The organism is Pseudoalteromonas sp. S408, assembly GCF_005886645.1.
In the GTDB taxonomy this organism is placed as follows: Bacteria; Pseudomonadota; Gammaproteobacteria; order Enterobacterales; family Alteromonadaceae; genus Pseudoalteromonas.
On the sequence record NZ_PNDY01000013.1, the window covers coordinates 35,966 to 50,427 of the forward strand.

Here is a 14,462-nt window from a genome sequence, read left to right on the forward strand (position 1 = left end):
AAATTGTGTGCTAACATCGTATTCTACTTCGTTGTAAAAAATTATTATAAAATGATACAAAACCTTTCTATTACTCAAAAAATCACAGCACTTGGCAGTGGCATCGCTATTTTTGTTGCAGCACTCATTGGCATTACATCGTTATATAGTTCTGAAGATATAATAGAACAACGTATGATTGAGTCAGAGTTACCAGGTAAGCTGCAAACAATTAGTAACCACATTGGTGGTGAAATAAACATGCTAATTGGTGCTGCAGAGCAACTTTCATCAAACGAGTTTATTTTACAATGGGCACAAACTAATAATAACGATGCGCTGCTTTTAAAAGAGCTAAACCGCTTGGTAGAACAATACGACTTAGCCACAGCATCGTGGGCTAACCGAAACACCGCACAATACTGGAATCAAGAAGGCTTTTTACGCGTACTAAAAAACGATGAAGCCGATGGGTGGTTTTTTGCATTCAAAGAATCAAGAAAACCCTACTCTATCAGTATTTATCAAGAGTCAGTGAATGATGTAAAAATGTTTATTAACCACCAGCAGGTGAATGGTAAAGGTTTAGCAGGGCTAGCTAAAAGCATTACTGATATGCAAAAACTACTGCAACAATTTAAAATTGAGCAAACAGGGTTTGTATATATTGCTGACAAAAGCGGCCTTATTCAATTACACAAAGACTCAAATAAAGTAGCCAAAGCAAATATTGATTCGGTTTATGAAGCGAACATTAGTAATGAAATACTAAGCTCAAACGGCTTTAAGCTAAAAGAAATCACACTAGATGGTCAAGCCACCCTTGTAGCAGCAACCCCGATAGAAAATACCGACTTATTTATTGTGGCCCAAGTTCCAAAAAGTGAAGTGTTTGCAAGCGTAAGTACACTTCAGTGGCAAATATTTACGTTTACCCTAATCATTGCCTTAATTGCCAGCTTAATTAGTTACTTGTTAGCGCGCTCGTTGTCTTCACCATTATTTAAAATGGGCGAATTATTCTCTCGTTTAGGTTCTGGCGACGCAAACCTAGCGTATAGATTACCCGAATCGAGCCAAGCAGAGCTTAATAACTTAAGTGCAGGGTTTAATCAGTTTATTAGTAAAATTGAAGTGGCTATTGGCCAAGTTGCCACAGAAAGCCACGATATAAAGCGCAGCTCTGACCATGTATTTGAGCAAGCCAAACGCAATTCTCAAGCAATCGATAGCCAAAAAGAGCAAACTATTTCTGTCGCGGCAGCTATTAATGAAATGGGCGCAACAGTTCAAGAAATTGCTCAAAGCGCTGCCAATGCGGCCAAACTTACCGATAACAGCCGCGAAAACACAATGCAAAGCCATAACCAAGTAATGCAAAGCCAGGCAACTATCTCTGCGCTTGCAAGCGACATTGACGGCATAACAGAGCAAGTGTCACTACTCTCTAAAAAGACAGTGGATATTGCCAGTATTATTGATGCAATTCGTAGCATTTCAGAGCAAACAAATTTATTAGCTTTAAATGCGGCAATCGAATCTGCTCGTGCTGGTGAGCATGGCAGAGGGTTTGCTGTTGTTGCTGATGAAGTAAGAGCGCTTGCAAACCGGACCTCTCAATCTACCAACGAAATTCAGTCGATGATTGAGGAGCTTACACAAATATCAGATGACGTAGTAAAAGACATTAGTCAGTCAAAAGATAAAGCACAGCAAAGTGTGGGGGCTATGCAAAGCTCAGTTGAATTACTCGATGTAATAAGCGAAACATCTAATCAAATAAATGACATGGCAACGCTTATTGCAACAGCTACCGAACAGCAAAGTAATGTAGTTGCCGATGTTGGCCGTAATATTGAGCAAATTAGCGAAATTAGCGACAACGCAATGAGTGAACAAATTAACACTGAACAAGCTATTCGTGACCTAGCAAATAGCGCTCAAACATTAGATGCCTTAGTGGCAACGTTTGAAAAGCACCGTTAAAACTTTCTGCATTACACCAATTCGCTTGATTAATGATCCCGAGGGGTTTGATATTAAAGCGAATTGGTATTAGGTACCCCTCTAGGCAAAATTACGACTAAACTTATTAAGACGTTTTTGTTTGGAGGTGGTTATGCAATCCCATCGATTTCAATCTTTGGTCATATTGGTGGGGCTATTTACGCTAAGCGCATGCAGTTCAATACCGCCTGCCCCGCCGCCAGTTAAATTGACCCAAATAAATTCGTTTGAGTCATATACTCTAGAATCTCCAGAAGAGATTTTTACTCTCAGCGACAATCTCAAGCAGCAGCTACAAAACCATCTAAAAAGTCAGCAATCTGCCCAAGCGCTGGCACACAGTATATTGAGCTTTTTACTTAAAAATGGTGATGATTCGCTTTCATATCAATCAGGGGCAACCCTCACCGCGTCACAAACCTTTAAAAACTTAAATGCAAATTGCTTATCGCTCTCTATTTTAGCGTATAGCCTTGCTGACTATTTAGGTATAAAAGCACGGTTTAATAAAGTACATATCCCAGAATACTGGGCTCTTAACAATGGATTTAATTTACTGACGGGCCACATTAACTTAAGTATTGATATCGCCATTGAACCTTCTAACCAGTCAGTATTTGTTTACCAAGGCAAAAAACGCTTAACAATAGACTTTGACCCTAATAGCCGCCAAGCTCGCTTTAAAACAACACCTATTAGCAAACAGAATATTACAGCCATGTTTTATAACAATAAAGGCGCAATTGCACTCGTTAATAAGCAGTACGATTTAGCTTATAACTACTTTAGCCATGCAGTTAAAGTCGACCCTAATTTCAGTGCTGGGTGGGGAAATTTAGGCGTATTGTTTAGACAATTAAACTACTTAACTGAAGCTGAAAAAGCCTACACCCACGCAATATTGCTTAATCAAAACAACAATACCGCACAAGGTAACTTGGCTGTTTTGTATCAGCTAACAGGCCGTTCGCAGTTAGGCACTGACATCTTAAACAAATTACATATCAAGCGTCAAAACAACCCTTATTACTATATATCGCTTGGTAATACAGAGTTTGAGCAATCTAATTTTACACTTGCATTAGCACATTATAAAAAAGCCTATAGCCTTTCACCCTCATTGCACGAAAGCCACTTTGGCCAAGCTCGCGTGTATTTTAAATGGGGAAATACCCAAAAAGCGACATATCATCTTAAGCAAGCGGGCAAAAAAGCTGACTTTTTACATGACAAAAAACGCTATGAGAGTAAATTAGATACATTACGTTCACTAACAGCAAAGCTATGACCATTAAATACTTTTTATGCTTTATTTTAATAAGTGTGTGCGCTAATAGTTATGGAAATGCCTTACACACCCAACTTATTGATGATTTAACTTATTTAGCCAGTAATGACCTAATGGGTCGAAAAACAGCAACAGAGGGCGCCGTAAACACTCGAATATACTTACAGAATAGACTTTCTGAAATTAACCTAAATGTGAGTGAGCAAACATTTACTTATAAGTCAGGCGTTTTTGAACAAATACAAGGTATTAATATTGTTGCTAAGCCAGCTCAATCAACACCCCATCCAAAAATTATTATTACTGCCCATTACGATCATTTGGGAAAACGCGGTGGAAAATATTATTTAGGGGCAAATGATAATGCAACAGGCGTCGCTGCCCTGCTTTATCTGGCATCTTCGTTACAGAATACAGAAATCCCTTACGAGTTTATATTTGTATTAACCGACGCAGAAGAGAATGGTTTACATGGCAGTAAACATTTTGCGCAAACACTTAATCCTAATAACGTTTTAATGAATATAAATTTAGATATGCTGGGGGTAAAAAAACATAAAGCCCGTGTGTATGCATTAGCATCGTACTCACTAAAACAAAAACTAAAACCTGTGTTCTGGGCTTTAAAAAACACTAAAATAACAATCAAACCGGCCTATTCGTCAAAACAAATGAATCGGCTAATTAAATCACAAAATATTGATTGGCATAGGGCAAGCGATCATTACTCATTTGCGCGTAACAACATACCTTACGTGTACTTTGGAATGGGTCACGACCCCCATCACCACACAACTAAAGACACCGCAGAGCACATCGACCTACCTAAGTACATAAACACGGTGCTCACGATAGAGCAATTTATTAAGCAGCTTGCTCAGGCCCCTGCTGATGATTTAAACGCTGAAACATAAGCCTCTTTTTTCGCTCTGGGTAGTTTTTTTATTTTGCATTCAAGCTTACTCGCCTCGCTTTTAGTTCCTACCTCTTGTTGATGAATAAGTAAAAGTGGCCCTTTACCTTTTAAATTTTTCGCCCCCTTACCTGCTTGATGCGTTGCAAAGCGCTTATCTACATTTGTAGTAATTCCGGTATACCAATGTCCAAACCGTGTTTGCACTATGTACAAGTGCCATAAAGTGTCTGGTGTGTGTGTTTTTGGCTCTGTGGTTAGTAAACTTTTTTCATTATTGGTGGTCAAAATATTACCTTAATACCCTTAACTTAAAACAATTGCTTAAAAGGGTTTTACCTTCAGTGACTAATCGGTATCATGCAGATTATAAAAAATAAGGATCACAACAAACAATGCAGTCGTTAAAAACTTTTTCTCTTTGGCTTATCGTCGCTTTAACACTTAGCTCTGCAGCAGGTTGCTCTAGCTGGGTATACAGAATAAACATCCCTCAAGGTAACTTTTTAGAGCAATCGGATGTTGAAAAGCTTCGTGTAAACATGACTCGAGACCAAGTTATTTATGTATTAGGCCGTCCTATTGCTAAAGATGCTTTTGATAACAACACATGGCGTTATGTTTACAGCTTTAACAAAGGCCGTGAAAACGAACAACATAAAGAGCTTGTTATTAACTTTGAAAATGAAAAACTTGTTTCGCTTTCAGGTGACTATGACCAGCCAGAAAATTTCAACACCCCTTTAGAACAATAATATTGTCGCTAAAGTAAAAAGGTAAGCATTGCTTACCTTTTTTTATACCTAAATTAACGCTCGAGTGGGCGACCGCCTGTTATTTTATTTGCTCGACCTTCTTCTTTTGCCTTTTCAGCGCGTTTTCTTCGTGCATCTTTAGGGTCTGCAATTAATGGGCGGTATATTTCAATACGGTCACCATCTTTTAATTCGTAGTTTGCCTTAACCGTTCTATTCCACACACCTAATGTCAGTGCATTTGCGTCTATTTCAGGGCACTTTTCAATAATACCCGACTGAATAACCGCTTGTTCTGCTGTGCAGCCTGGTTGCACCTCAAGCGATAAACAGGTAGCTGTAGTGGGTAAAGCAAATACAACTTCAATATTGATCATACTCGCGCTCCGTATACTTCTTTAGCTCGCGAAGTAAAAGCACTGACCATATTTTTTGCAACATCATTAAAAATTTTGCCAAACGCGAGTTCAATAATTTTGCTCGAAAACTCAAATTCAAGTTCTAAATAAACTTTACATGCATAGGCATCTAATGCTTGAAAATGCCAACGCCCTTTAAGTGTTTTAAATGGACCATCAACCAGTTTTAACAACACGGTTTGTTCGTCTATAAAGGTGTTTTCGGTGGTAAACCACTTTTTTATACCCGCCTTGGATATTTCTATACTCGCGGTCATGTTATTATGCTGTTGCGAAACAATTTTTGAATCAGAACAATTTGGTAAAAACTGAGAATAAGCTTCTACATCATTAACTAGATCAAACATTTCTTTAGTGCTGTACATAACCAGCGCACTTTTTTCTATTTGTGGCATACTCACTCCCAAATGTGTGGGCGAATTTTAGCAAGCTTTGTTCGTTTCCCCAAACTTTCATGACGCATAAATTAGATCTAATTTTTTAAAATCATTACTAAAAATCGATGTAAAACATCTCACATTACGTATATTATAGGGCACTATGGCTAAGAAAAATTCATCAAAATCGACAAGTAATACCATCGCGCTAAACAAAAAAGCGCGACATGAGTATTTTTTACACGATAAGTTTGAAGCAGGTGTCGAACTACAAGGCTGGGAAGTAAAAAGTATCCGAGCTGGTAAAGTAAATATCTCTGAAACTTATATACATCTTAAAAACGGCGAAGCATTTTTACTTGGTAGTCAAATTCAACCATTAAATAGTGCCTCTACTCACGTTATTTGCGACCCTATGCGTTACCGAAAGCTTTTACTAAGTAGACGAGAACTTGACCGCTTAGTGGGGGCAACTGAACGTGACGGCTATTCATTAGTCGCAACAGCCATGTATTGGAAAAAATGCTGGGTGAAACTTGAGTTTCATTTAGCAAAAGGTAAAAAAATGCATGACAAACGCGAAGATGGTAAAAATAAAGACTGGTCACGCGAAAAAGAACGCTTAATGAAGCACAAAGTATAAGTAAAGCGCCTAACTCAGTTAGGCGTTTTTTTTATAAAAAACTAATCGCCATTTGTTTTATTAATATACAACACGATTATTATTCACCCTAAATATGGAAATAAATAATTTATTACAATTTTATCATCAATCAATTAATTTAATTATTACTCTTATTTAGGCTGTATTTTTTATCTCTTGAATAAAGCATATGCGCCTATTTCAACCTCCTTCAGCGCATAAAACCTGTTTTAAAATCATCCAAAACCACACTAAAAGTCATACTAAAATCACATTTCGGTCTAATTGCTAACACTTAAGTTACATGATATTAATGTCGTCGCTTGTTATATCAATCCGATAAAATGTGGGATTTATTTAACAATTTAAAAGGATTGGTATTGAGCAACTAAACTTATTACATATCAACAAGGATTTAAGGATGAAGCAATCAATTGCATTTACACCAAGTATTATTATTGGTGCAACACTTTCACTATCAGCGGGCTTTACAACAACAACCTACGCTGCTGAAGAAGCAAAAAAAGTAGAACGCATTGAAGTTACAGGCTCGCGTATTAAACGCTCTGACATTGAAGGCCCTTCACCGGTGCAGTCAATCAGCAAAGCCGATATTGAAAACATGGGTTATGACAACCTCCAACAACTCCTCGAAAGAATGCCTGTAGCAGGCAGTGGTACTTTTTCTACACGTGGTAATAACCAAGATTCAACGGCAAATGGAGCTGCCGCTGTAAGTTTGCGTGGCCTAGGTGCCGACGCAACGCTTGTGCTTATTAACGGGCGAAGAGTCTCAATTAGTGCATTTGCCGAAGGTATAACAAATTCGTTTGTCGATATAAACAGCATTCCAGTATCGGCTATTGAGCGTATCGATATTTTAAAAGACGGTGCATCTGCAATTTACGGCTCTGATGCCGTAGCCGGTGTTGTTAATGTTATTTTGAAAAAAGATATCGATGGCGTAGAAGTAAACTTAGGTTACGGCGGCACTGACGGTCCTAACTATGAAGAGACAACTGCAAGTGTTGTATGGGGCACTACTAGCGAAAAAAGCAGTGCGTCGGTAATCATTGATTACTTTAAAAACACATCGCTTTCATCAGATGAAATGGGCCGCTTAGGCACCGCTAACCAATCACCTTATGGCGGTGAAGATTTCCGTTCTTCTCGTGGCTTTCCTGGCTACTTTTACGTTGATGGCGTAAAAACAATTGACCCAGATTGCCCAGCTGAAAACGCAACAGCAAGCGGAAGCTGTTTATTTGATTATGGTCCATTTGGCTACATTGCCCCTGCCGCTGAGCGTATTGGCGCTATATCGCAATTTGAATATCGTTTTGACAACGGCATTACGGGCTTTTTAGAAATGGCCGTTCAGCACAATACCTCAGTTGCAGCCGGTGCACCAACGCCACTTGACGAGGATGCCGGCCTAACGGTACCAGCAAATCATCCAAATAATCCTTTTGGACAAGACATCGAAATTGGCCGCTACCGTACTGTCGATGCAGGTGCACGCCAATGGGATATTGAATCAGACACAATGCGTATTGTGGCAGGCTTAAAAGGCGAAATTAACGACTGGAGCTGGGAAACAGCAGTACAAAAAGGGCGGAGTAAATCAATTCAAACCGGCGACCGTTCGCAAGGTTGGGTTCGTACAGATTTCTTACAACAAGAAATTGACGCAGGTAACTACAACCCATTCGGTGGCACTTACAACGATCCGGCTGTTGTAGACAGAATTACCACCAGCCTTGTTCGTCGTGGCGAATCGCATATGACTTCATTTGACGCAAACATCACTGGTGAAGCATTTAGCTTTGGTGATGATGTTGTGATGATGGCTGCAGGTATTGAATACCGCGAAGAAGACGTTAGTGATATTCCAGATGACCAATTCCAACGTGGTTTAATATTTGGTACTGAATCTGTATCGGCATCAGCAAACAGAGACCAGTACGCCGCGTATGTTGAGTTTTCAATTCCACTTGCAGAAACCCTAGAACTGCAACTGGCAGGTCGTTACGATGACTACAGTGACTTTGGTACGACTACCAATCCAAAAGTGGCACTTCGTTGGGCACCAACCGATGAAATTACGGTTCGTGGTTCATGGGCTCAAGGCTTTAGAGCTCCGTCTCTTGCACAAGTTGGTTTAGGTCCATCTCAAGAAAGTCAGTTTTTTGTAGACACCTACCGCTGTCAGGCAACGGGTAAAGACTGTAGCGCTCTTGATTACAACATTGAGTTTGCAGGTAACCCAGATCTACAACCAGAAGAGTCTGAATCATGGAACGTTGGCTTTATTTGGGCACCAACAGCAGAGTTTGGTTTAAGCGTAGACGTGTGGAGCATCACACAAGATAACAAAATTGACGAGCAAGAATTTGGGCCTATTTACGCCTCTGAGTGTAATAACCAAAACAGCACCGTGTGTGTTCGTTTAGCACCCAATGGTGGTGATGCACTCGGCACAATTCAAAAAATATTCAGTACCTTTGAAAACGTATCATCGCAAGAAGTATCGGGCGTAGATATTTCAACAAACTACAATCACTCGCTTGACGATTTAGGCTTATTAAAATTCAATTTAGAATGGGCATACCAAGATAAATTTGAAAAAGATGGTCGTGATTACACCGGCGAATATGGGTACCCAGAGCACCGCTTTATCTTCTCAACTAACTGGGAAATGGGCGCGTTTAACACTAACTTAAACATTAGCTATGTTGGTGAGTTTGAAGATACGCCAGATATCGATTTCGATGGTAACTTAGATTTCGACACCAATACGTCGCGTATGGTTGATTCGCAAACACTGGTTGACTTACAAACGTCTTACCGTGTTTCTGATGCAGCAAAAGTATCGTTAGGTATTAATAACTTATTTGATGAAGAGCCACCATTTGCAATTGGTGACGGTGATTCTGATTTATACGGCTATGCGTCAGGTGTTCATAACCCTCGCGGTCGTTATATTTATACTAAAGTGAGCTTTTCTTTCTAAACGCTACATAATTAAAAAAACCGCCAACTGGCGGTTTTTTTATTTAAAAAAAAGGGCTAAATTATAGCTCGCCTTCGTTTTCAGATAGGAACTTAGCAACACCTTCAGGGCTTGCATCCATACCTTTTTTACCTTCAGTCCAACCAGCAGGACATACTTCACCGTTTTCGCTGTGGAATGCAAGTGCGTCAACCATACGGATCATTTCGTCGATGTTACGACCTAGTGGTAAATCGTTCACTACTTGGTGACGTACGTTACCTTCTTCGTCGATTAAGAACGAACCTCGAAATGCAACACCCGCTTCTGGATGTTCAACGTCGTATGCTTTACAAATTTCGTGTTTAACGTCTGCAACAAGTGCGTATTGTACTTTACCAATACCGCCGTCAGCTACAGGCGTGTTACGCCATGCATTGTGAGAGAATTGTGAATCGATAGAAACACCAATTACTTCAACGCCGCGCTTTTTAAACTCTTCAAAACGCTTATCAAATGCAATAAGTTCAGAAGGACATACAAACGTGAAATCTAATGGGTAAAAGAAGATTACAGCTTTTTTACCTTTAATTGTTTCGTGTAGATTGTAGCTATCTACAATTTCACCATTACCTAAAACTGCTGCAGCGGTAAAGTCTGGTGCCTGGCGGCCTACTAATACACCCATTTTATTCTCCAAATATTTTGAGTTTGTTTTCAATTGCTTTCGCAATGCTGGTACATATATGGGCGCTAAAATTTAAAAACCAATAGCACCAACATATAATTGTTTTGTATATTAAATATAAATATTTGAAAAAGACAATCGTATTTACCGATGTAAGCAATCGAAAATACCGAATAGAAAGAATCGAATAGAAAATACCGAATAAAAATTAAAACACCGCAAATACAAAAAAACCTGCAAATGCAGGTTTTTTTAAATGTTTAGTCCATTATATCCGACGGCATATCACCACGAATTTTTTGCCAAATTTCACCCGTTTGATGACCATATTTACGCATCATAGAAATTGCACCATCGTGCTCATTATTTTGCGCTAATACAGTTAAATCTTTATAAAACTGGCGGGCAAGCTCGCGGGTACCCGGATCTGAAAAGTAATGGCAACCAATTTTAGAATAAAACCCTCTAAAACCATTTAAAATTAAAACGTAAATTCGGTTATTCCCTGCAACGGCTAATTCGTGGTGCACTTTATAGTCGTAATCAGCAAAGGCTTGTGCAGTATCTTCAAGTTCGTGGCTTAATGATAAAATTTCAATAACACGTTCAGGATTAAGCTTAATTGCAGCACGGGTGTAAATAGCACTTATATTAGTACGAGCAGACAACAACTGATCTGTCAGCTCAGGCATTTTATCTTCGTCTAAACGTGCTAACGTTTCTAATATATTCAAGCCCGACGTTTCCCAAAAGTTATTCACCTTTGTTGGTTTACCGTGCTGAATAGTTAGCCAACCGTCTCGCGCCAAACGCTGTAACACTTCGCGTAATGTAGTTCTTGTTACGCCAATTAACTCCGAGAGCTCTCTCTCAGCTGGTAGAATTGAACCTGGAGGGAAATCGCCATTCCAAATAGACTCAACTATGTATTCTTCAGCAAATCCTGCTGGGCTTTTTGCTTTAAAAATTCTCATCCAATTCCCACTCGAATTAATCTACAACGTTTCGCTTACACGAATAACTGACTGATTGTACCAGACGAAACTCAACTAACAAGTAAAGTAAGATATATTGTTAAATTGATCATACACATCAAGGTAAAGTTACTGAGGAACGTGAATTTCCGACCTTTTTAAAGGAACAAACATAGCTTTCAATAAAACAAATTCATTGAAAATGTCAAATTAGAATTAGGCTACACACAGGGTAAAGATGCTGATACTCAATGTAAGCAACCTACCATGAGCCGGTATGGGTAAAACCAATGTAGACCGGATAAGCGAAGCGTCATCCAACACAGTGAAATAAAGTGATAATTTAATGCTATCGGGTGACTGGAAAGCAGCATTTACACGCTATTGCACCAAAGTCGCTTGTTATGCGGACGTTACTTTGAGTACGCTAAAACTAACTGTATGAATACTATTGCCCCCATTACATACATATTAATAAGTCCAGATGGCAATGCAGCTAACGCTGCATTGAACCACGAACATAGACTGAAGACAGGTGCGATCGGTGACCGCCACAGGACGCAATAAGTAAGGTCTGCTCTTTTACTAGAAATAGTAATAACCAACGACAAAATTGTCAGGAACAATTTTGAACAGCGAAGCTGATTCACGAAAGGCAGGACGCCTGTAGTCATATCAGCAAGATAACCGACGACATTACTTGCTTCATCCTATGTATTAACTCGCTCTAATTCGAGCTGAAGTAATTATGGCTTAAAAAGTTAAGCAAGGATCAGTGTGTTTAACATGACAGTGGGAGTCATACCAACGCCCAAAGCAGCGGCCGAGCGTAGCGAGGTCCAGCCCCGCAGGGGCGATGCTGCCTTTGCTTGTTAGTTGCTTAAACCTCAAGATTAGACACCTGCTCTTTTAGAACTACATTTAATTCTTGTTGACTCATTTTAAACTCTTCATAGGATCTCGATGTTATTTCAAGCATCACATCTTGAAAGCACGCTACATAGTGCGACAGCCCAGAAAACAACGAATCGCTATGTCGGGGATGTACTTTATTTAGTTCAATTTGCTCTTTTATCCATGGAGAGTTTTCAACTTCGTAGAAACCATAAAAACCTAAGCCATACTTAGTCAAAGGATGCCCTCCCCGCGCTTCATCGTTTGGACTGCCATATTTGACCAGCCTAGACCTAAATTTAATACCGTATATGGAGTCATCAGTCCTTTCGATTAGTAGATAAACATCGTGCTGAGTTGCCAGTACAAAGTTTTCATACGAAAAATCATACTCCCGACTCAACTTGATCTCTTTAACTCTAGGATTTTTCTCGAACAATGTACTGAATCCTTATGGGCAACTAACTTTTCAATAACGGTCGCAGGCACGTGGGGCATAATGGGGAAGCCGCCCAGCGTGTATGCGTCCCAGCGAACGAAGTGAGTGAGTTTATTGAGTTGTTAGGCCGTGCTGATAAGTTAGTCATGGCTATTAATAAAACTTTGTAACTCATCTGAGAAGTCACTAATTTGTTTAACTTCTAGAAGGCCGTCTGATTTCATTAATGCAAGTTGCAGCATAGCTTTAGACCTTGCATTGTAATCGAATGTGTTGGCGATACGTTTGTCGCTGTTTTCCATCAATTTATACAAATAAAGATATTTTTCATGATTTGAAAGTTCGGGGTTATCGATTCCTTTACGCACTTCGTCCAAAACTTGCTGGCAGCATTTATCTAATGCATCTGCCTTAACTTGTTTGAAGTGTTTCCAATCTGCCTCTGAAATCATGTTTTACCTCTATAGGCCTGACGCCTCATTAAGAAGCGAGTTAAGGCTTGCTAAACTAAGTGACGAAGGAACTCGAGCAAGCCGTGACGAGTCTTTCTTTAATGACTTATAGTTCGACCAAGCCACTTAATTTAAAAGTAACTGACTATTATATTAAGTGGAATATGCTTCTGTTGGTTACGAATATTGAATGACAAACATCCAATGTTTTTAACAAGACGTTCGAGCCAACAGAGCACCTCGATTTCAAAACGCATACTCAGGGATTGCCGACCAAGACTATCTATAAGACCTGCGAGAAACCAGATTTAAGCACATTCCGTCCTTAACTTTAACCGTAGGCGCTATAAAATGAAAGCATATAACGTTGATAATTTTGCTGCACTCATTGGCATTGATTGGGCCGATAAAAAATATGATATTTGTGAGCATCCAACAAGCACTAATAAATATCATTACACCGTTGTTAAACACAGACCTGAAGCGTTGCATGAATGGGCTATGGATATTAAACAGCGTTATCCAGACCAAAAAATAGCGATTGTTTGCGAACTTAAAAAAGGCCCGCTTATTTATGCATTAGCTAAATACGACCACCTTACTTTATTCACCGTTAATCCTTGTGCTGTTGCTAAATATCGCCAGGCTTTTACGCCCAGTGGCGCAAAAGATGACCCATCAGATGCCTTTCTGCAAGTTGAAATTCTTAAGTTACACATGGATAAGCTCTCTGTCATTGAGCCCGAGTCAGCAGCTATGCGAACGCTGTCTCAGCTTGTTGAATATCGCCGAAGTTTAGTGCAAGACAGTGTCGATTTATCCAATAAAATAACGGCGACATTAAAGAATTATTACCCGCAGGCACTTGAATGGTTTAAAGAAAAGGACACGTATATATTTTGCGACTTCATTCAGAAATGGCCATCGCTCATTGCGGTTAAAAAAGCAAGAAAACAGACCTTACTCGACTTTTTTGAGAGTCATAATTCACACTATTGCACGGTTAATAATGCACGACTAGACAGTATTAAAAATGCGATGCCATTAACTCTTGACGAAGGAGTAATTGTACCTAATCAAATGCTCGTTGAAGTGCTTATCACGCAATTTAAAGTGTTATTAAAGGGCATTGAAAAGCTCGATAAAGCAATAAAATCGGCTTATAAAGCCCAGCAGGATAAAAAGATATTTGATAGCTTACCCGGCGCAGGTCCACAACTCGCCCCACGATTACTTGTTGCTTTTGGGAGTAATCGTGCGCGTTACAATGATGCTGCAGAACTTCAAAAGTACGCAGGTATAGCGCCTGTTATTGAGCGCAGTGGTCAAAAAATGTGGACGCATTGGCGTTATAGTTGCCCCACTTTTTTAAGGCAAACATTTGTAGAATGGGCAGGCTTTTCTATTCGTTATTCATTTTGGGCTAAGGCGTATTATGAGCAACAAAAAGCCAAGGGTAAGCCGCATAATAGCATTATTAGATCACTGGCATTTAAATGGATAAGGATTGTATTTAGGTGTTGGAAAACGAATACACCCTACGATGAATCGACATATTTAGCAGCATTGAAACGCAGAGGCTCACCACTTTTAAAATTTGCAATTAATAGCTAAATTTTACTAGTCGTCCACCTCAGGGCGT

General features: G+C 39.5%; 14 protein-coding genes. 7 read left to right on the forward strand and 7 right to left on the reverse strand.

Translation table 11 applies throughout. The features are described 5' to 3' along the window. The first annotated feature begins 51 nt into the window (after positions 1 to 51). From CWB62_RS11495 to CWB62_RS11505, 3 genes are all read left to right on the forward strand, one after another. The gene (locus CWB62_RS11495) at positions 52 to 1,965 is read left to right on the forward strand and encodes a methyl-accepting chemotaxis protein (RefSeq protein WP_058404798.1); all 1,914 of its coding nucleotides are present in this window, start codon (positions 52 to 54) and stop codon (positions 1,963 to 1,965) included. A gap of 133 nt (positions 1,966 to 2,098) precedes the next feature. Beyond that, on the forward strand, positions 2,099 to 3,274 hold the full coding sequence (locus CWB62_RS11500; RefSeq protein WP_138527433.1) for a tetratricopeptide repeat protein: 1,176 nt from the start codon (positions 2,099 to 2,101) through the stop codon (positions 3,272 to 3,274). Continuing rightward, positions 3,271 to 4,188 (forward strand): M20/M25/M40 family metallo-hydrolase, encoded by a 918-nt coding sequence (locus CWB62_RS11505; protein ID WP_138527434.1) that lies wholly within the window; start codon positions 3,271 to 3,273, stop codon positions 4,186 to 4,188. Before CWB62_RS11500 ends, CWB62_RS11505 begins: the two co-directional genes overlap by 4 nt. On the opposite strand, the gene CWB62_RS11510 is transcribed toward CWB62_RS11505, so the two are convergent. Continuing rightward, positions 4,152 to 4,475: a GIY-YIG nuclease family protein gene (locus tag CWB62_RS11510; RefSeq protein WP_138527435.1), complete on the reverse strand. Its 324-nt coding sequence runs from the start codon at positions 4,473 to 4,475 to the stop codon at positions 4,152 to 4,154. The genes CWB62_RS11505 and CWB62_RS11510 overlap by 37 nt on opposite strands. A gap of 107 nt (positions 4,476 to 4,582) precedes the next feature. Between CWB62_RS11510 and CWB62_RS11515 the strand changes: the two genes are divergently transcribed. Further along, positions 4,583 to 4,942 carry an outer membrane protein assembly factor BamE gene (locus tag CWB62_RS11515; RefSeq protein WP_138527436.1) on the forward strand — a complete coding sequence of 120 codons (360 nt, stop codon included), beginning with the start codon at positions 4,583 to 4,585 and terminating at the stop codon, positions 4,940 to 4,942. A gap of 53 nt (positions 4,943 to 4,995) precedes the next feature. On the opposite strand, the gene CWB62_RS11520 is transcribed toward CWB62_RS11515, so the two are convergent. Together CWB62_RS11520 and CWB62_RS11525 are read right to left on the reverse strand one after the other, a co-directional pair. Next, entirely contained in the window at positions 4,996 to 5,319 is a 324-nt protein-coding gene (locus CWB62_RS11520; protein WP_138527437.1) for an RnfH family protein, read from the reverse strand. Then, on the reverse strand, positions 5,316 to 5,756 hold the full coding sequence (locus CWB62_RS11525; RefSeq protein WP_058404802.1) for an SRPBCC family protein: 441 nt from the start codon (positions 5,754 to 5,756) through the stop codon (positions 5,316 to 5,318). The genes CWB62_RS11520 and CWB62_RS11525 overlap by 4 nt, the downstream gene beginning before the upstream one ends. A 145-nt stretch (positions 5,757 to 5,901) precedes the next feature. Here CWB62_RS11525 and smpB point away from each other — a divergent pair, with 145 nt between their 5' ends. Then, positions 5,902 to 6,381: an SsrA-binding protein SmpB gene (gene smpB, locus CWB62_RS11530; protein ID WP_006793936.1), complete on the forward strand. Its 480-nt coding sequence runs from the start codon at positions 5,902 to 5,904 to the stop codon at positions 6,379 to 6,381. 421 nt (positions 6,382 to 6,802) lie between these two features. Beyond that, positions 6,803 to 9,394: a TonB-dependent receptor gene (locus tag CWB62_RS11535; RefSeq protein ID WP_138527438.1), complete on the forward strand. Its 2,592-nt coding sequence runs from the start codon at positions 6,803 to 6,805 to the stop codon at positions 9,392 to 9,394. 61 nt (positions 9,395 to 9,455) lie between these two features. Here the strand turns inward: CWB62_RS11535 and CWB62_RS11540 are convergent, their stop codons facing one another. From CWB62_RS11540 to CWB62_RS11555, 4 genes are all read right to left on the reverse strand, one after another. Further along, positions 9,456 to 10,061 (reverse strand): peroxiredoxin, encoded by a 606-nt coding sequence (locus tag CWB62_RS11540; RefSeq protein WP_006793938.1) that lies wholly within the window; start codon positions 10,059 to 10,061, stop codon positions 9,456 to 9,458. A 260-nt stretch (positions 10,062 to 10,321) separates the two neighbouring features. Beyond that, positions 10,322 to 11,035 carry a fatty acid metabolism transcriptional regulator FadR gene (fadR, locus tag CWB62_RS11545; protein WP_006793939.1) on the reverse strand — a complete coding sequence of 238 codons (714 nt, stop codon included), beginning with the start codon at positions 11,033 to 11,035 and terminating at the stop codon, positions 10,322 to 10,324. A gap of 880 nt (positions 11,036 to 11,915) precedes the next feature. Next, positions 11,916 to 12,167, reverse strand: a complete 252-nt coding sequence (locus tag CWB62_RS11550) for a hypothetical protein (RefSeq protein ID WP_138527439.1) — start codon at positions 12,165 to 12,167, stop codon at positions 11,916 to 11,918. 341 nt (positions 12,168 to 12,508) lie between these two features. Further along, positions 12,509 to 12,820, reverse strand: coding sequence for a hypothetical protein (locus tag CWB62_RS11555; protein WP_058405096.1), 312 nt, complete (start codon positions 12,818 to 12,820; stop codon positions 12,509 to 12,511). Between the two features lie 351 nt (positions 12,821 to 13,171). Here CWB62_RS11555 and CWB62_RS11560 point away from each other — a divergent pair, with 351 nt between their 5' ends. Continuing rightward, a complete protein-coding gene (locus CWB62_RS11560; protein WP_058405095.1) occupies positions 13,172 to 14,434 on the forward strand; it encodes an IS110 family RNA-guided transposase in 1,263 nt (420 codons plus the stop codon). Positions 14,435 to 14,462 lie beyond the last annotated feature (28 nt).